Origin of the sequence: Colwellia psychrerythraea (assembly GCF_000764225.1) — a bacterium.
In the GTDB taxonomy this organism is placed as follows: Bacteria; Pseudomonadota; Gammaproteobacteria; order Enterobacterales; family Alteromonadaceae; genus Colwellia; species Colwellia psychrerythraea_D.
Genome location: NZ_JQED01000007.1, coordinates 17,462 through 36,095 on the forward strand (window position 1 = coordinate 17,462; position 18,634 = coordinate 36,095).

An 18,634-nucleotide genomic window follows, 5' to 3' on the forward strand; every position below is an offset into this window, starting at 1 on the left:
GTTCAGGACGTTTGAGGAACTCATGATCAAGGCGACTCTTTTTATTAAGGGTTATTCCCTGATAAAAGGAGTCAACGAAGAACATGGTTTGCTCAACCGTCCCCGTAGGGCTGGTTTATAAACGCTTTAGGCTGCGTTATTGATTTCGACAATAGAATAACTATTCTCTTCAATCAATGCCTTGGCTAAAGGCATTTATAATTCCAGCTGATCCCTGAATTTTCAAGTAGTTTGGGTATACCATAATGATAGGAGTTCCAAAAATGCGTAAAACTATTTTAATTGCGGACGATGAGAAAAATATCCTGATTTCTCTGGAATTCCTGATGAAGCGGGAAGGTTACTTAGTGATGGTGGCACATGATGGTCAGGAAGCAATTGATGTCATCTCCAAAGAGCATCCCGATCTGGTGTTACTGGATGTAATGATGCCTAAAAAAACGGGCTTTGATGTTTGTCAAGAAGTACGAGCAAACCCCGATCTTAAAGATACCCTTATCCTGATGTTGACAGCTAAAGGACGTGATACTGATATTGCCAAAGGATTGGCATTGGGTGTTAATGGTTACATCATCAAACCATTTTCCACCAGGGAGCTGGCACAAAAAGTGCGCGATATGTTGGAACAGGCATGAGGCGTTTTGACTGGAGGGTCGCCATTGGTGTGGCCATCATTGGCATTATCTGCCTGTTATGGCTGCTCGCAACAGGCATATTGATATGGTCAACTCTCGACGGAGCAGGTCGTGATGCGGTGGCTGCTACGCTGGGACCAAGCATTGAATTATTAATTTTAATGTGGGCAATATCTCTGGGGGCGGTTGGTATAGCACTGCGTTGGTTAGTGGCCTACTTTATGACTGCTCCTGCTCGTCTTGCAGAAGATGCACAGGTTTTACTTGGTACCGATGTAAAAAGGCAACTTCAACCCAGTGGCAGTATTGAAAACCGTAGTTTGACCGAACTGATCAATCAGTTAGTGCAACAGCGCGAAACATTACGTGAGGAAATGGATGCACTTGTGCAAGAAGCTGCCCACAACACAGAACTGGAAAAAAACCGTTTAGCCGCACTGATGTCTGAACTCAGTAAAAGTGTGGTGGTGTGTAATTTAGATGGACGTATCCTGCTGTACAACAACCGAGCTCGAAGACAGTTTCAACGATTATCACACCCCCCCAAGGTTACTACTGGGGTTGAATTGCTAGGTCTTGGGCGCTCAATTTATGGCCTGTTCGATCGAAAGTTGCTTACGCATGCACTGGATAATATTCAACATCGTTTACAAGGAAACGTAACATCCCCATCAGCCCAGTTTGTTACCACCACACAATCTGGGCAATTACTACGTGTACAAATGGCTCCGGTTCGCGCTGTGCAACATGAAACGAAGGAGTCTGCTCAGATGACGGGGTTTGTACTCTTAACCGAAAACATCACCGATGAATTTGAAGCACTCTCACAACAGGACCATGTACTAAATACGTTAACAGAAGGTAGTCGAGCTGCAATAGCAAACATGCAGGCAGCTCTAGATGTGCTGGAATACCCAGATCTGCAAGCAGACATGCAAGCAAGTTTGCTGAGAGTTTTGCGTGAAGAAACACAGGGACTTGGGGAACGTATCCATGAATTAAAATCAACCACAGTAAATGGCTTCATGTCTCACTGGTCCCTCGAAGATATGCAAGGAGCTGACTTAGTTGAGGCAGTAATAAACCGTATTAATGCACGGGAGGAGGTTACCGCTACCAAATCCAGTGTTGATACTTCCATTTGGCTGAAAGTGGAAAGCTTTACCTTACTGGAAGCCATCACCTATCTGGCCGAGCTTATATATCAACAATGTCACGTTAACATGGTGCAAGTTCGTCTTGGCATCATCGAAAATCATGGTCAGCTTGACCTTTGTTGGACACCAAAAAATAATGAAAAGGATATCAGGTTACATTGCGAAAAAGATTCCATTCGGCTAGGTGGTGAAATGAGTTCGTTAACAATTCAGGATGTCGTTGAACGCCATGATGGTGCCTTCTGGTTTGAACATGAAACTGACGGGCATCAGGCATTATTCCGTTTCCTTTTACCACTAGCTAAACCACAAGAGTATCAGCAGCTATCAGCTTTGGTGAATGAAAAAAGCCGCCCAGAATTTTACGATTTTGACCTGTTTCAAGCCTCGGAACATGCGCGCTCACTGGAAGATTGCAAGCTTAGCGAACTCTCCTATACCGTCTTTGATACGGAAACGACTGGACTGAATCCTGCTGATGGTGATGAAATTATTCAGGTCGGAGCCATACGTATTGTCAACGGCAAGCTGTTACAGCAAGAACGTTTTGATCAATTGGTAGATCCCAAGCGCACTATACCCGCAGCAAGCATACCGATTCACGGCATTCAGCCAGAAATGGTGCAAGGACAGCCCGTTATTGCAGAAGTATTACCGGCCTTTCATGCGTTTGTGGGTGATACAGTGCTGGTAGCACATAATGCCGCATTCGACATGCGCTGCCTGCAGGTTAAGGAAACAGAGACAGGGGTAGTATTTGATCAACCTGTACTAGATACCCTGCTACTTTCTGCAGTCGTCCATCCCAATCAGGAATCGCATGGGCTAGATGCTATTGCTGAACGTTTTAATATTAATATTCATGGTCGCCACACGGCCTTGGGCGATGCAATGGCAACAGCACAAGTATTCTTGCACCTGATTCATCTGTTGGATGAGCAAGGTATACAGACCATGGGACAGGCACGTGCTGCCGCGCAAAACACCTATTATGCTCGTCTGAAATACTAAAACCCATCGACGTTGAAAGTATCGCGTCAACTATAAGCTTTAAAACTTCCCATTTTGATTTTTCCACTCATTGCGTGGAGGTATAGCTTCAATAGTATCCCAATGCTCAACAATTTTGCCCTTTGCTAAACGAAATAAATCATAAAATGAACTGTGCTGGCCATCAAATTGCCCCTCACTTACGCTCAATACAAAGTTTCCTTCCGCCAATATACGATGAACTTTAGCATAAGTGATTGTGTAGTCTTTCTTCGATTTATTACTTAAAGCTAAGCGAAGAGCAGCAATGCCATCCGCAAATAATGGGCTGTGTTGAATTAAGTTCTCATGACAAACGTAATCTGTTAATAATTCTAGTTTTCGCGCCTTTAAAATGTCGGTAACAAAGCACAAAACTCTTTCCCGATTAAACTCTGTGAGATGATGTTCTTTAACATCGACAGAGCCATCCAACATGCTTCGACCAGAGGCATTGATTTGTTGCATCGGTTGCATGTTATCCCAATGCTCAACGGCAAAACCATCCTCAAAGCGGAATACTTCAAATGCTACTTTTAAAGTACTAAAGTTATATTCCATATGGGCAAAAACAAAATCTTTATCTTCAAATACCCTAATCATATTCACTTGTGGGCCTGTTTTCGCTATTTGCTTAAAGAGCTCTGCTAAACCTATATTTCCTTCTCGTGTATGTGGGTTATGCTGGATGTACTTATTTTCATTTACAACCAATGCAGCGTTTGGATCACCCGTTTCGATACCTTTAAGTAACTTGCTAACTTTCTCTTTGTTGGACAACATTAGTCGTTCTCAATAATGGCTATATGTACTTAATGATAGTTATAAATAATCGTAAATAGACTTTTAATTTGTGCAATTAATTCTCAAAACGCTCATAGAAAGTTGTATAGCGGTATTTTTGCATACGTATTCAAATGTAATCAATTGTTACACTTTGCCTGATTTTTAGTCTAACTTCTTAATGTTATGAATATATCTTAAGCATCAATGGTAATGGGCTATCGGCTTATTATTGACCATATAGCTGTTATGTTTTTAACTTATGTTTATGCATTTTTATTATTATTTGTGCATTATTGAATACGTATGCAAAACATATCCATAGAAAAGTTCGCCCCTTATATTAAATTGAAATTATAAAAACTAAGTTAGTTAGAGAACTGATAATAATAATATTTCAAGGATGAATATGAGGGAAAAAATATGCGTAAATTTAAACCGAGTCAGCTTTATATAGCCTTACTTTCCTGTGGTTTTATGGTGTCTTCTGGCGGGCTTTATGCTCAAGAAGCGGTTAAAGCCACAGCCGAAGCAGAAAACGTTGCTGCAAAAAAAAGTGAAGAGCAAGAGGTTGATGCAATCGAAGTGATTGAAGTGACTGGCTTTAGACGTTCACTTATTAAATCGATCAATCAAAAACGTTTTGCAGATACCGTATCAGAGCAAATCACTGCGGATGATTTAGGCGCACTGCCTGATGTATCAATGGCTGATGCGTTAACGCGTTTGCCCGGTATTTCTGCGGTAAGAACAGGTGGGCAGGCCGCTGAAATTAATATTCGTGGTATGTCAGGCGGTTTTGTATCGACAACATTAAATGGTCGTGAGCAAGTATCTACCAGCGGTCAGCGTAGTGTTGAGTTTGACCAATACCCCTCAGAACTAATATCACAAGCCTCAGTTTTCAAATCCCCTAAAGTATCACTAATAGAAGGCGGTGTAGCTGGTACGGTTGAATTAAAAACGGCCAGTCCTTTGAAAAATGAAGACAAGCATTCTTTTAATGTAAATGCGCGTGGAATGTATAACGATTTGGCAAGTGATGTACCTGATGCTACCTCAACGGGTCATCGTTTTAGTGTGTCATACCAAGGTAAGTTTGCTGATGATACTGTTGGGATTGCTTTGGGTTATGCGCGTTTATTTCAACCAAGTGCCACCACACAATTTGTTGGCCTTAACTACAGTAAATTAAGAGATGTAGACGGCTTAGCAGATGATACTAATGGGCCTAGCAAAGAAGAGGGCATTCACCTAGCTAAAGAATATGTCGGTGAGGGGTTTGAGTTACAACACAAAGGCGGGGAAGAAACCCGAGACGGCTTTGTTGCGACACTGGAATGGCAGCCCGTTGATAACTTTAGTTTGAAATTTGATAGTTTCTATTCGAAATTTGACTCGGAAGAGTTTGCCCGTGGTTATCGAGTAAAATTTGATGGCAGCCAAGCGGCAATTGGTAATGCGACGATTATCGATAACTCAGTCATAGGCGGGACCTTTAATCGAACGTCTAATAGTTCAACACGTGTTGAAATTGTTAATGATGACAATAGTGATTCGGATGAAGTACAAAGTTTTGGTATTAATGCTGATTGGCAAATCACTGACAATTTTAATATGGCGGTAGATTTATCTTATTCATCAGCTACGAGTGATTTTAGAAACGGTTTGATTTGGTCTTTAGTTGCTGATGATGCTAATGCCGCGCAGCCTGAGTTTGATAATAATGTATCAATTAATTACTTACTAAATGGCTTGGATTTACCTGATGTTAGTTTAAACCAAGCGGATGCCTTAACTGATTTAAATCGCGTAATGGTAACAAAATACGGTATTTATCCTTATGTGAACTCTGATGAGGTTATTGCTGCTCGTGTTGATTTTCAGTACTCCTTAGATTCTGATTATATTTCCTCTGTAGAGTTTGGTGCTCGTTATTCTGAAAGAGAATACAGCAGCGATCGTTCAGTATATGAATTTGGTAGCGATAGTGGTTTTAATTCGAAAGAGAAGCCTCTGAATATTACTGCGGATATGGCGACAGTAGTTGACTGGAAAGGCGACTTTTCTTCTTTTCCTAGTTATTTAGCGCTGGATCAAAATAAGGTGTTAAATGCTTGGTTTCCTCAAGGCATACCTCAGCCAGTTCAAACTTGGGGTGGCTCTGCAAGTGGCGTAATTAATGGCGATCCATTAGGTAAAGATTCAGCTTGGACCATGAAAGAAAGTGGTCAAGTATTTGAAGACATCTTTGCCGCTTATATCATGGCAAATATTGATGTTGAAATTGGTGATATTCCAGTCACTGGTAACTTTGGTGTGCGTATTGTCAGAACTAAGCAAGCGTCTACTTCATTACAGGATGTTGGTGAAAAAACAGTAAAAGATGCCTATGGACAAGATGCCCTTGATGAAAATGGCGATGTTATTGTGCAAGCGAATGCAGAGTTAGGCGCACAATTTATTACCGATGACGCTGGTCTGATTAATCAAAAATATGCACCGGGTATTATCGAAAATACCTACACCGATTACCTGCCTCAAATGAATTTAAATTTTCATATTACGCCAAACGATCAAATACGTTTTGCTGCGGCTAAAGTTATGAGTCGCCCTAATATTGATCGGCTAGCCTCTAACAGTAGTGTGAACATTAACAAAGTAACAACGGACAGTGGTACTTATGCTGAAATCAGTGGTAACGCGAAAAACAGCCCACACTTAAAACCGTTTTATGCCAACCAGTATGATATTTCCTATGAACGATATTTTACCGAATCAGATGGTAGTTTCATTTTTGCGTTGTTTTATAAAGACATCGAATCAGCAGGTATTGTTACCCAAACCATTAGTGAATATGACTTTGCTGGTAATGGCTTAATTGTGCCTGATGAATACATTGATCCATTAAGTGGTGTGCCATTGGAAATTCGCAATGGCAATTTTGAAACGGCGTTTAATGATGATAAAGGTGGTTATATAAAAGGACTCGAAGTGAGTTACACTCAAGTTTTTTCATTCTTACCTGATTTCTGGTCTGGTCTAGGCCTTAGTACCAGTTACTCACACACCAAAAGTGAAATTCAACAAATTTCACAATTAGGACAACAAGACTTACCGATTACGCTGCCTGGATTATCTGAAAATGTTTTGCAAACCACACTTTTCTGGGGCTATGAGGGTTTCGAAACACGCATTAGTGCGCGTTATCGAGATGAGTTTGTCTCAGAGCAAGTCGCGGTAGAAGCACAAACGGTTAATTATGATGACGAATTAGTCATCGATTATCAGGCGTCATATCAATTTAATGACAATTTAGGTGTGGTTTTTCAGGTGAACAACGTAACCGACGAACCAACTAAAAGTTACTTTGGCGTACAAAGTCAAACAGGCACCATTCAGTACTTTGGTCGTCAATTCTTTTTAGGTATGACATACACGTTATAGCGCATGATACGACCTTTACTGGTCATCGTTAAGCCTTTGTTTTAGGCATGGCGTACGCGTTATAGCGGCAGTTAGTGTTGAGTTATTAATAAGCAGTTATTAACAATGAATGAAAGTAAGTTTTCAAATAAAAACAATCCAATAACTTGTGTGTTAAATAGCCAATTATTCATTTGGAGTAAAAGTTATGTTTAGTCAAAAATCGGTGTTAAGAGTTATTGTCTTAGCATCTGTATCAATGGTACTTGTTGCGTGTGGGGGCTCTGAGTCTACCGAGCCGGGTGAAGTACTACTTAGTTGTGATGTGCCAATGGTTTCTGATGCTACTGGCAGCAGTTGTGTTGCACCAGAGCCTATTGAATGTCCGGTGCCAACCGTACCTGATGCATTAAATGAAAGTTGTGTTGTGGGTATCGATCCCAAAGCACCAGCTCCTGTGATCTTTGCCGGCGATAATCAGGCGTTGTTATTTTATAACCGTGCAGACGGTGAATACAGCGATTACAAAATGCATAATTGGAACAGTGCGGAATGTGATGCTTACGCTGATGATTCTTTAGCGCCTTCTTGGGACAATGGCTTAGCGCATACTGGGGTTGATCCTGTATACGGTGCGTATTGGCTATTAAATCTTAAAGAAGATTACAATGAATGTGGTCATTTTATTATTCACAAAGGCACTGACGATGCAGGAAAAGAATTTGGTGGTGGTGACTTTAAAATGCCTCTGCTGCAAGATGATGAAACATACCGACGTATGAATTTTAGCTTTTCAGGTGTCGCCTCCATTTTTGAATATCCTGTGGTAACTTTGGGTAAACAAGCGTTGGCAATCAGTAATTTTTCAGCGCATTGGATAGATAGCAATACTTTTACATGGGATGTAAATTTTGATCTGGTTACTTCGGTAAAATTGCATCACTCAGCAACTGCGGGCATTGGGCCCGATGAGGCTAATGAAGATACTATTACCGGAACCGTTGTTGAGTTATCAGAAATTGATTTAACCGATGAACAAAAAGCTGCAGCGCCGCTAGTTGCAGACTGGCCTGCTTTTACGGGAAATTGGTCTATTGAAGAAGCCAAAGCCATCGTTAAAAATCAATTGGTCTTAGTGGGTTATAACGCAGAAGGGCTAGCGGTGGCTGCCACGAACGTACAAGCTGATTTAGTATTGGACGATCTTTATACCAAAGGTGAGATGGATGCAGATGAAGCCGCGTTAGGCGTTGTTTATGATAATGGTGCCGTTAATGTTTCTGTGTGGTCGCCAACTGCTCAACAGCTTAAATTGAATGTCTATAACGCTGCCAAAGAAATGGTTTCAAGCCATGATATGACGGAAGACTCAATGACTGGTGTCTGGAGTTATACGGGGGATGCAAGTCTTGATCGTCAATTTTATCGTTTTGCGTTAACGATTTACCATCCACAAAATAAAGCGATTGAAGAAATAGAAAGTACAGATCCCTATTCGTTAAGTTTATCAACCAATGGTGAATATTCTCAGTTCGTTAATTTAGCTGATGAAGACCTACTACCTGAAGGTTGGGATGGTCATCCGGTAGCCACCATTGAAAACTACGAAGATGCCGTTATTTACGAAGGGCATATTCGTGACTTTAGTGCGCATGATGAAAGTACTTCAGTTAACAATAGAGGAAAGTTCTTAGCATTCACTGAAGTTGACTCTGCACCTATGCAGCATTTACAAAAGTTAGTGGCTAATGGCTTAACACATTTTCATATGTTGCCTGCTAATGATATCGCGACGATTGATGAAGATGCAGACAAAATTATCGACTTAGATAGTACTGTCTTAGCCTTATGTAAAGTCAATTTCAAAGCACCGCCTTGTTATCAAAATATAGATGATCAAACATTGCGCGCTGTTTTTGAAAGTTATTCATCTTTTTCAAATGATGCAGCAAAACTAACAGAAGCGATGCGAGATACTGATAGTTTTAACTGGGGTTATGATCCTAAACATTTTAATGTACCTGATGGGATTTATGCTTCTAATCCAGATGGCGTAAGCCGGATCAAAGAAATGCGCGCGATGATAAAATCCTTGCATGACATTGGTTTACGTGTGGTGTTAGATGTTGTTTATAACCATACTAATTCTTCTGGCTTATGGGACAATTCGGTACTTGATAAATTTGTGCCAGGCTACTATCACAGTCGCGATATCACGACTGGCGCTGTTCAAAATAGTACCTGTTGTAGTGATACAGCTCTTGAACACCGCATGATGGACAAATTGATGGTCGACTCATTAAAACAGTGGACTGAACAATACCAATTTGATGGATTCCGTTTTGATATTATGAGCCAAGGCTCTAAAGCACAGATGTTAGCTGCACGTGACGCCGTGCAAGCAATTGACCCTGACAATCATTTTTATGGTGAGGGCTGGTACAAAGATTCACGTGGATTTGAACGCGCTGATCAAGAAAATATGGCCGGTACTGAAATTGCCACCTATAACGATCGTATACGTGATGGTATTAGAAATGCGACTTTGTTTAACAACGAAAGTGATTCAGACTTTCCGTTTGAGCAACAAGATATTGTTAAATTTGGTATGGCAGGAACGCTAACTGATTATGTGTTGAAAAACTTCAAAGGGGCAGATGTAAAAGGTAGTGCATCAGGTATGTATGCAAAAGATCCTGCCGATATTGTTAACTATGTGTCAAAACATGATAATGAAACCTTGTGGGATATTTTACAAGTTAAGTTAAGCCCTGAAATGAATAATAACGAACGTGTTCGAGCACAAAACATTTCTCAATCGATTGTATTATTGTCGCAAGGCATTCCATTTTTACAAATGGGTGGGGATTTCCTTCGCTCTAAATCATTAGACCGTAATACTTATGATGCTGGTGATTGGTATAACTTAGTTGATTTCACTTTTGAGTTAAATAACTGGAATAAAGGTTTGCCTTTAGATAAAGGTGGCCGAAATGACGATGACCTAGTATCGCTAGCGTCTAGTTCATCAAGTACTGTTTCAATGACGGATATTGTATTTGCATCGAATGTGTTTAATGAATTTTTATCAATTCGTACCAGTAGTCCATTATTTAGGTTAACCACAGCGACAGATATTATTAACCGCGTTGGTTTTCATAATATTGGTAAAAACCAAACGCAAGGTTTGATTGTGATGAGTATCGATGACGGAGAAACGCTTACTGATCTTGACCCAAATGTTGATGCATTAGTGGTTGTGGTAAATGGTACTAATAGCGAACAAACCCATACGATTGCTTCAGCAAGTGATTTTATATTACATCCTCTATTAACCGATTCTGTTGATGGCACTGTTGCTAGTGCTAGCTTTGAACAAGGTACAGGCGAAGGCCGCTTTAGCGTACCTGCGCTAACAACGGCTGTTTTTGTGAAAGTTCAGGGCGAATCCCAAGATGTTGGCCTTTCTGCTTATGCAACCGCAGGCGCACCTGATGTGGTGCCTTATGGTGATACCCTAGCTTACGTTCGTGGCGAAATGAACGACTGGAGTGCTGATGATGCCTTTAGCTATGTTGGCGATGGTGTTTACCAAGCTAAAGTTACTCTTGCAGCAGGTTCTTATGGCTTTAAGGTGGCAGATTTTGATTGGTCATCAAACATTAACTTAGGGGCACCAAGCTCTGGTGGTGAAGTATTAGAAGATCAAAGTTTTAGTCTATTAGCTGGTAGCAATGATAATTTAAGCATAACTATTGCACTTGACGGCGTTTATATCTTTACTCTTGATGCGTCTAATACTGACGCTCCTACTTTACTGGTAAAAAATGAAGAGCCATTTATTGGCACGCCTGTCTTTATTCGTGGCGACATGAATGGTTGGAGTGAAGATAACGAATTAATTTATATAGGTAACGGTAAGTATCAAACGACTATTACTCTGAGTGCTTCTACGCCTAACTTTAAAGTCGCCTCTGCAGATTGGTCTACGGTAAATATGGGGGCACCTGCTGATGATATGGAAATAACTGAAGGGGAAGAGCAATTATTATTATCAGGCAGTAGTGATAACTTCAGTATGAACTTTGCTGTTGATGGCGATTACACCTTTATTTTCGACGCTTCTAATTTAGCTGAGGCAACATTAACTATTTATTCAGCTGAAATGTTTGGTGCTACAGCGGTATTTGTTCGTGGCGACATGAATAGTTGGGGTGAAGTTGATCAACTTAGTTATGCTGGCGCAAGTAGTTATTCAGTGGAATTAAACCTCACTGCTGGTGATTACGGTTTTAAAATTGCTTCGGGTGATTGGTCAACATTCAATTTAGGTGCCCCAGCGGATACTAGTGTTGTTACACTTGATGCTCCATTGACATTAGTACAAGGCTCGCAAGATAATTTGAGTGTCACTATTGTCGATGATGGTGTTTATATTGTTACGGTGACAGGGCCTGATCCGACAGCTCCAACGGTAAACATTAGCAAAAAAAACTAATGGCTAGGGTAACTTAATATTAGTGGTATAAAGCATTACCACTAATATTATTAACACAGTTAAAAGCTCTCTACTGGTTAGAGAGCTTTTTTATTGATACAAAACTCTGTATACCAATACTTACTATTAGTGATGAACTAAAAATGGGGGCTAAAGTTAAATAAGGATAACCGGGCATCAATTAGAGTTAATGCTCAGTAATTAGCAGAAAGTATTGCTATAATAAGGCTTACAATTATTGATGTTCATTTTTTAAGGTTTTTTATGCGCTTTCTTTCCCGTCGTCTTGTTATGCCAAACGATTTAAATTACGCAAACTCTCTATTTGGTGGTCGCGCACTCGAATGGATTGACGAAGAGGCAGCTATTTATGCTATCTGTCAATTAGAGACCAACTGTTTGGTGACAAAACATATAGGTGCAATTAGTTTTGAGTCAGCTGCAATGCAAGGTGATGTTGTTGAATTTGGCTTAGAAACTAAAGAAGTTGGTCGTACTTCTATCACAGTGACCTGTTTAGTACGTAATAAAGCGACTAAAAAAACCATTTGTTTAGCAGATGACATTGTTTTTGTAAAAGTTGATGCAGAAACTCGTTTACCTATACCACACGGTAAGACACTAGAATCACTAGATCAGTAGACTTGCAAAGTATAAATACCCTAATCGGTAGTAATCGATTATATCGGACTATTGCTAAGCTTCTCGCTTAGCAATACACTATCAATATTATTTATTTACTGTCCTAAATTACTATGTCTTCAGATCGCTTTGGTACTAGCGCACATTATAAACAACAAGAGCAAGGATATCGTGACCGAGCTTTAAAATTATTTCCTTGGGTTTGTGGTCGTTGTGCACGTGAATTTGTATATTCAAATTTAAAAGAGTTAACGGTACATCATATGGATCATGATCATACTAATAACCCTAATGATGGCAGCAATTGGGAGTTATTGTGTATTTATTGTCACGATAATGAGCATGCAAAATACACTGACCATGCGAGTTACACAACCGAGGTAAAAGCCGGTGATACCAACCAAGATACTGCTACCTATAATCCCTTTGCCGATTTAAAATCAATGCTAAAGAAGTAATACCGTTAGGGCTAATCTATTGCGCACTATGCGCATTGTGCTATTTCAAGGCTTCTTCCTGCGTTAGATATTGTTGGTAAGTTGCTATGCCAAAAAAACGAATGGACTTTTTCTGTTTTAATTTTTTGGCAATAAGTAACTCACCACAATAGATTTTAACGACTTGCTTCTTACCATTACTGTCAGTTTCATACTCGTGAAGAGGATTGAGTCTGAGATTATCAAATTCAGTTTTCATTATGAGTTTCATTTCATCATTACTCCGTTTTGAAGGGAAAAGTGATTCCGATAATTACTTTGCTATTTTATAACTTATTGATATCTTTTTGCACTTGGTATCCCTCGTCGGTGACGATTTTTTCCAATACTTGAACGCGCTCGGTGAGTGATTCAATTTCTTTTCTCAATTCTTCATTTAGTGAGTCAGTACTATTGTTATGGCTAATCGTTTTCGCTTTAAACTCTAAATGTTTGTTATACATTTTATATAAAATCCCGAAGACGACACAGACAATAACCACAACCATCGTTGTTCCACTCATTTTGACTTCCTTCTTTGTTGTTATTGATTTAGCTTTTTGACAATACTATTTTTATGCCATTGGTGTAAATTATAGCCTTAATTATTTGTAGAATGATTTGTGACTAATTGTTTCTGATGCCTATGATAAAAAGCAACCACAGAAAAGAGTATCAGAATAAAAGGCAGGCTTGTTATGACAACCCAGTGCCAACCCGCATTAAATAATACCCAGCCGGCTAATAGTGAGCCGGCAGCTTGAAAACCAAATAAGATAAAGTCATTGGTTGCCTGAACGTTATGGCGCTCGCTGGCGTGATAACTTTCCGGTAATAAAGATGTTCCTGTTAAGAATAAGAAATTCCAACCAATTCCCAATAAAATAAGAGCCCACCAGTAATGCATTACCTCATGACCAGATAAAGCTATCAGAGCAACTATTGCATAGATTACTGTGCCGATGAGCATTAGCCCTTTTAATTTCAGATATTTTACTAACCAAGGGGTAAATAATGATGGAATATACATGGCGGCAATATGGCTTTGAATGACCCATTTAGTTTCTTGCAAACTGTGGCCTTGCATATGATGCATGCTAATGGGCGTTGCTGTCATTAAATAACTCATTAAGGCAAAGCCAATTGTTGCGGTACATACAGCAATTAAAAAGATGGGTTGTTTAATAATAACGCTTAATGCTCTTGGCTCTCCACTGGTTTCATTGCTTGTTAGCGGAGGATTTTTAAAGGCTAACATCATAAACATGGCACAGAGGATTAATGCTGCTAAAAAGAGAAAAGAGCCCACATAGCCATAAGGAGAGTTTAACCAGTCTTTACCCGCTACTGCGACTTCAGGCCCGAGAAATGCAGCAAAGACACCACTTAGCATTAAAATTGACAATATTTTAGGTACATCTTCTTTATGTAAGCTACTTTCTATCGCAGCAAAGCGCAATTGTTGCGTGAAGGCTCCACCTATGCCAATTAATAAGCTGGCAAAACAAAAGAGTGAAAACAGTGCCAGTTTTGCAGAAATTAACGCAATAATTACCGCAATTAAAGAGCAGCTTAAGCCTGTGTAAACGGCAAACTTTCGGCCTTTATTTTTAGCCAACATAGCAGCAGGAATAGAGCCTGCAGCAACACCCAAAATCATTAAGGTTATAGGCAAGGTGGCTAGCGAAGGATCATTGGCCATTTTACTGGATAAAATACCGCCAATAAAAACAATAATAGGCGATGCAGACATCACTAAAGGCTGAGCGATAAATAATAACCAGATGTTTCTCGGTAAGATAAAAATTCGAGAGAGAATAAAGGCTGTTATTAATAATAACGTAATAGTAATTAGGATATTCGTAAGCATATTCTCGTCTATTTAATTAGGATCATGTCAACTCAGCTAGGTGTAGCAAGGTTAGTGCGGCGACCGCTTTAACCAGATTCCATAGCTAGAATGGCTTTTATGTTGATCGTTTCGTTATAGCGGATCATATTAACTTGCTGCTGCTTTCTTGCAAGTACTGCCATTCTATCTGCCAGCTCATTGCCCTCTATATTCGCGTGACCTTTAACATGGCGGATAGTGATTTTGCTGTGCATGGTTTTGTAGAGTGCATAACATTGTTGGACTAATGCTAGATTTTTAATTTCCTCACCTTTACCGCGGGTCCATCCCTTTGCTTGCCAACCTTTTGCCCATTTTGTTATTGAGTCGATAGAATATTTAGAGTCAGATAATATGCAAATACTCTGCTCACTGTCTTTATCGATAAAGTGTTGTGCAATTTGAAAAGCAGAAAGCATGCCGCTTAACTCGGCAGTATTATTGGTGCCATTGGGCAGGTACAAACCGTAATATAAAGAAGTGACCTTGCCCGACTCGTAAACTGCCAAGCCTGTGCCCGATTTACCTGGATTAGGAGAGCAAGCACCATCGCAATATATTTCAATATCACTTGGGCCATTTGGGCTAATCGCTGTAGCGTTAGTGCTAGTACTCTTACTTGTTTTTTTACTTGTTGCTGAGCGCGTAGAGGTAGGCGCAGAACGTGTGGAGCCTTTCTTACTTAAAGAGCGTTGCATTAAGGCTTTGGTGTAAGTTGTTGCGAAAGCTTGTTCGGCAGCGCTTTTTGATTCAAAGCCCATGAACTGGGCATCGGAGCGACCCGCAGTATGTTGTTGAACTTCTGGCCAGGTGGTAAATATACCGGTTTTAGCGCCTTTCCAGATCACATAGAATTTTTTACTCATAACGTAATAGTTAACTCTTTTTTGAAAATACTTAATGATTAGCATTATCAGCAATAAGTTAATGCTTAGCTACTAAAAAATAGGAAGAAAGTGGATTAAACCTGTCTGTGTTATCTATTTGTCGTTGATTATTTGCTGGCGCGCATGAATGGAGCTTTATTACTTCAAAATAAGTCACCACCCTAGACTCTGCCTGCAACATAGCCAAATTGATAAGTAAACTTCAGTGGCTGAACGCACTAGTTTGTCGGTTGTTTTACTTTACGTTTTATTGAACACTAGACGGAATTACTTTAATCCTTTCATCAAACGCTTATGAATTAAGCGCGTGCCAACAAAAACAATGCCAATAACAATGGGCACAGCAAAACCACTGACTAGTTCATGATTATATTCAACACCTAAACTTGGTAATGAGGTCAGCATAGTTTCGAATAATTGCATGCCATAATAACTGATCGCGGCAACAGACAAACCTTCAACGGTTTGTTGTAAACGCATTTGAACGTGTGCGCGGTGGTTCATTGATTTTAATAAAGTTTGGTTTTGCTCTTGTAGCACCATTTCAACGCGTGTGCGTAACAAATCACTGGCACGGGTCACTCTTTTTGATATATCTTCCAAATGACTTGATGCAGTTTGACACGTTTTAACGGCAGGAGTGATTCTCCGCATTAAGAATTCTTGCAAAGTCATATAACCGGGGATTTCTTCTTCTTTTAATTCTTCCATCCGCTGTAAAGCCACGTCGTAATAGGCATTGGTTGCAGAGAATCGGTAAGTACTCTGGCTACGATAATCTTCTACTTTTGCTGCTATTTTAGAGACTTGTGTTAATAGCTCTCTATCACTTTTTTCAGTACCAAGCGCGATGTAAGTTGTCACTTGTTGCAGTTGGATGTCCAGTTGGTTCAGCTCGCTGTTAATTGCTTGTGCTAATGGTAAACCCAATGTTGCCATTAAGCGGTAGGTATCAAGTTGCAATAATTGTTGTGCTAAACGACCAAGCTGCGCGGGTGATAAGTCTTCTTGGTATATCAAAAAGCGGCCAAAACCATCTTCATGTAATTTAAATGAACTCCATACTTTCGCCTGAGAATGTACCGGAGCACTGGCAATTAATGACATGTTGTCGAAATACTGTCCAACTTTATGGGTTTTCGTTTTATCAATACATTCAGACTCAATGACCAAATGTACTGCAGCAATCACTTGACCAGGCATTTTCTCAAACCAGTTACTGGGAACATAATCAATGGCATTTTTAACAAAGGGTTGCTCAGTTAATGGTGCCTGGTGAATAAAAGTATAAGTGGAGTACTCTAAATGGCGCTCCCATCTAAGGCTGAATAAACCAAAATCTTGGTAAAAGCATGGCATTGATTTAGCTGGGGAGTTTACTTGAAACCTATTACATAGCAGTGAAATGAACTCATGTTCTTGTTGCTTTAATTCTCCTTGGTGCTGGATAGCAATATGTGTAAGTTGAGCCGGCGATGATATTGAATGGAAAGGTCTATTATGTAATTCGTTATAAAGCTTTTCACGTAGCGGGTGAATTGCTAGATTACTCAATGAAGATAGCGGTAGCACTGCATTTTCAGATAATTCATTAGATATTAATTTATTTAACAAAGTACTACTCTCGATGCTATTTATGTTTTGTATTGACTATATATTAGTCATAATACTCGTTTAGTTATATCCCTCTTAGGGAGGATTTTAAAATGACTGCCAACTGACATAGTAAGTCATTTTTCAATAAGTAAGGGTATTTTGGCGATGAATAAACGGTATATCTAAGCAAGATGCTTCATCAATACTGCAAAATGTATTAAGGAAAATAATGAAGCGATAAACTTCATTCACTAATGAATACAGGGATATAAGCTGACGGCTGTCTAAGTTTCTCTATTGTATTCTAGGGTGTTATTTCGCTTTATGAGTATCCTAGTTAGCTGAGCGTTTTTATGTTCGCTCAGTACATTATGAGCAAATAATTTTGTGGTATTTTTCACTAGGTGAAATGGATACTAGTCAATTTACCACTGTGTTAGCGCACTTTAAGACGCCAATTTCGTAAATTCAAAGAGTATGACTTGAATTGGCAAGGTATTCGTTTCGCAATATTAATGAGTATGGCTAGCCAGATCAGCTAAAAGCTTGTTAAAATTACGCCATTATTATTAGTTACCTTAGGATTTTCATGGCTATCAACTGGTTTCCAGGCCACATGCACAAAGCACAAAAAGAAATAAAAGAAATATTACCGCAAATCGATGTGGTCATTGAAGTGTGTGACGCGCGTTTACCCTTTAGTAGTGAAAACCCAATGATCACTGAGATCAGAGGTGATAAGCCACTAATAAAGATCCTTAATAAAAGTGATTTAGCAGATCCCACCAGCACCAAAATTTGGTTAGATTATCTAGAGTCACAGCACAATGTAAAAGCGATAGCCTTAACCACAGAGCAGCCGAGTGTCGCAAAAAACCTTGTTGGTTTAATTCGCAAATTAGTGCCAAATAAAGATGAAGAAGGCAAGCAAATAAATGCCATGATCATGGGAATACCCAATGTTGGTAAATCCACATTACTCAATACCTTAGTAGGTAAAGCAAAAGCTAAAGTGGGTAATGAACCGGCAGTGACTAAAGGTCAACAACGTATTCGCTTAGAAGAAGGGCTATATCTTTTCGATACGCCGGGCATGTTATGGCCTAAAATAGCCAATGAAAATTCAGGATATCGCTTAGCTGTTTCGGGTGCGGTGAAAGATACTGCTTTTGATCATGATGATATTGCTTATTTTGCGGCAGATTATTTACTTAAAGCGTATCCAAAACGTGTTATGGAACGTTACAAGCTTGATGAGTTACCAGAGCATGAAGAAGACCTGATAGAAGCGATAGGTCGCAAGCGTAGCTGTGTTAAAAGTGGTGGTCGTGTTGATTTACATAAAGCGTCTGTTATTTTAATTAATGAGATCCGCGATAAAACCCTTGGCGCTATTTCCTTTGAGTTACCGGATATAATCGATGAAGAAAATGCACATTTTGCTGAGATCGAAGAAAAGCGTATTGCTGCAAGAGAAGCCAAGAAAACCGCGCGTGGTCGTGGTCGTAAAAACAAACGTTAATTAGTTTCATGGCAAGCTTTTAACGGCTGCTCTTTAACGGTAAATTATCAATAATCAATTTACAAAATATATGTTCATAACAAGGTATTTAT

General features: G+C 39.6%; 13 protein-coding genes. 7 read left to right on the top strand and 6 right to left on the bottom strand.

Annotated elements, in window-relative coordinates:
- Positions 1–263: 263 nt before the first annotated feature.
- Together ND2E_RS16405 and ND2E_RS16400 are read left to right on the top strand one after the other, a co-directional pair.
- Positions 264–635, top strand: coding sequence for a response regulator transcription factor (locus ND2E_RS16405; RefSeq protein ID WP_033092778.1), 372 nt, complete (start codon positions 264–266; stop codon positions 633–635).
- Positions 632–2,803: a 3'-5' exonuclease gene (locus tag ND2E_RS16400; RefSeq protein WP_033092779.1), complete on the top strand. Its 2,172-nt coding sequence runs from the start codon at positions 632–634 to the stop codon at positions 2,801–2,803. The genes ND2E_RS16405 and ND2E_RS16400 overlap by 4 nt, the downstream gene beginning before the upstream one ends.
- A 39-nt stretch (positions 2,804–2,842) precedes the next feature.
- Here ND2E_RS16400 and ND2E_RS16395 read toward each other — a convergent pair whose 3' ends face one another.
- On the bottom strand, positions 2,843–3,604 hold the full coding sequence (locus ND2E_RS16395) for a nuclear transport factor 2 family protein (protein WP_033092780.1): 762 nt from the start codon (positions 3,602–3,604) through the stop codon (positions 2,843–2,845).
- A gap of 423 nt (positions 3,605–4,027) precedes the next feature.
- Between ND2E_RS16395 and ND2E_RS16390 the strand changes: the two genes are divergently transcribed.
- The 4 genes from ND2E_RS16390 to ND2E_RS16375 all read left to right on the top strand — a co-directional run bounded on the left by ND2E_RS16390 (position 4,028) and on the right by ND2E_RS16375 (position 12,628).
- Complete coding sequence (locus ND2E_RS16390; protein WP_033092781.1) at positions 4,028–7,051, top strand: TonB-dependent receptor; 3,024 nt, start codon at positions 4,028–4,030, stop codon at positions 7,049–7,051.
- Between the two features lie 187 nt (positions 7,052–7,238).
- Positions 7,239–11,528, top strand: a complete 4,290-nt coding sequence (locus tag ND2E_RS16385) for an alpha-1,6-glucosidase domain-containing protein (RefSeq protein ID WP_033092782.1) — start codon at positions 7,239–7,241, stop codon at positions 11,526–11,528.
- A 264-nt stretch (positions 11,529–11,792) separates the two neighbouring features.
- On the top strand, positions 11,793–12,170 hold the full coding sequence (locus tag ND2E_RS16380; RefSeq protein WP_033092783.1) for an acyl-CoA thioesterase: 378 nt from the start codon (positions 11,793–11,795) through the stop codon (positions 12,168–12,170).
- A 113-nt stretch (positions 12,171–12,283) separates the two neighbouring features.
- Positions 12,284–12,628, top strand: a complete 345-nt coding sequence (locus tag ND2E_RS16375) for a YajD family HNH nuclease (RefSeq protein WP_033092784.1) — start codon at positions 12,284–12,286, stop codon at positions 12,626–12,628.
- Positions 12,629–12,668: 40 nt separating this feature from the next.
- Here ND2E_RS16375 and ND2E_RS16370 read toward each other — a convergent pair whose 3' ends face one another.
- From ND2E_RS16370 to ND2E_RS16350, 5 genes are all read right to left on the bottom strand, one after another.
- Positions 12,669–12,878 carry a hypothetical protein gene (locus ND2E_RS16370; protein WP_033092785.1) on the bottom strand — a complete coding sequence of 70 codons (210 nt, stop codon included), beginning with the start codon at positions 12,876–12,878 and terminating at the stop codon, positions 12,669–12,671.
- Positions 12,879–12,933: 55 nt separating this feature from the next.
- Entirely contained in the window at positions 12,934–13,170 is a 237-nt protein-coding gene (locus ND2E_RS16365) for a hypothetical protein (RefSeq protein WP_033092786.1), read from the bottom strand.
- A gap of 77 nt (positions 13,171–13,247) precedes the next feature.
- Positions 13,248–14,516: an MFS transporter gene (locus ND2E_RS16360; RefSeq protein WP_052056266.1), complete on the bottom strand. Its 1,269-nt coding sequence runs from the start codon at positions 14,514–14,516 to the stop codon at positions 13,248–13,250.
- A 68-nt stretch (positions 14,517–14,584) separates the two neighbouring features.
- Complete coding sequence (locus tag ND2E_RS16355; RefSeq protein WP_033092787.1) at positions 14,585–15,403, bottom strand: ribonuclease H family protein; 819 nt, start codon at positions 15,401–15,403, stop codon at positions 14,585–14,587.
- 288 nt (positions 15,404–15,691) lie between these two features.
- Positions 15,692–17,038, bottom strand: a complete 1,347-nt coding sequence (locus ND2E_RS16350; RefSeq protein WP_052056267.1) for a DUF3422 family protein — start codon at positions 17,036–17,038, stop codon at positions 15,692–15,694.
- A gap of 571 nt (positions 17,039–17,609) precedes the next feature.
- Between ND2E_RS16350 and ylqF the strand changes: the two genes are divergently transcribed.
- Positions 17,610–18,542, top strand: coding sequence for a ribosome biogenesis GTPase YlqF (gene ylqF, locus ND2E_RS16345; RefSeq protein ID WP_033092788.1), 933 nt, complete (start codon positions 17,610–17,612; stop codon positions 18,540–18,542).
- The last annotated feature ends 92 nt before the right edge of the window (positions 18,543–18,634 follow it).

What these genes read in the sequence shown, in the direction of transcription:
- ND2E_RS16385 (WP_033092782.1), top strand. Translation starts at nt 7,239, where the DNA reads ATGTTTAGTCAAAAATCGGTGTTAAGAGTTATTGTCTTAGCATCTGTA.
- ND2E_RS16380 (WP_033092783.1), top strand. Translation starts at nt 11,793, where the DNA reads ATGCGCTTTCTTTCCCGTCGTCTTGTTATGCCAAACGATTTAAATTAC.
- ylqF (WP_033092788.1), top strand. Translation starts at nt 17,610, where the DNA reads ATGGCTATCAACTGGTTTCCAGGCCACATGCACAAAGCACAAAAAGAA.
- ND2E_RS16365 (WP_033092786.1), bottom strand. Translation starts at nt 13,170, where the DNA reads ATGAGTGGAACAACGATGGTTGTGGTTATTGTCTGTGTCGTCTTCGGG.
- ND2E_RS16375 (WP_033092784.1), top strand. Translation starts at nt 12,284, where the DNA reads ATGTCTTCAGATCGCTTTGGTACTAGCGCACATTATAAACAACAAGAG.
- ND2E_RS16390 (WP_033092781.1), top strand. Translation starts at nt 4,028, where the DNA reads ATGCGTAAATTTAAACCGAGTCAGCTTTATATAGCCTTACTTTCCTGT.
- ND2E_RS16395 (WP_033092780.1), bottom strand. Translation starts at nt 3,604, where the DNA reads ATGTTGTCCAACAAAGAGAAAGTTAGCAAGTTACTTAAAGGTATCGAA.
- ND2E_RS16360 (WP_052056266.1), bottom strand. Translation starts at nt 14,516, where the DNA reads ATGCTTACGAATATCCTAATTACTATTACGTTATTATTAATAACAGCC.
- ND2E_RS16370 (WP_033092785.1), bottom strand. Translation starts at nt 12,878, where the DNA reads ATGAAACTCATAATGAAAACTGAATTTGATAATCTCAGACTCAATCCT.
- ND2E_RS16355 (WP_033092787.1), bottom strand. Translation starts at nt 15,403, where the DNA reads ATGAGTAAAAAATTCTATGTGATCTGGAAAGGCGCTAAAACCGGTATA.
- ND2E_RS16405 (WP_033092778.1), top strand. Translation starts at nt 264, where the DNA reads ATGCGTAAAACTATTTTAATTGCGGACGATGAGAAAAATATCCTGATT.
- ND2E_RS16400 (WP_033092779.1), top strand. Translation starts at nt 632, where the DNA reads ATGAGGCGTTTTGACTGGAGGGTCGCCATTGGTGTGGCCATCATTGGC.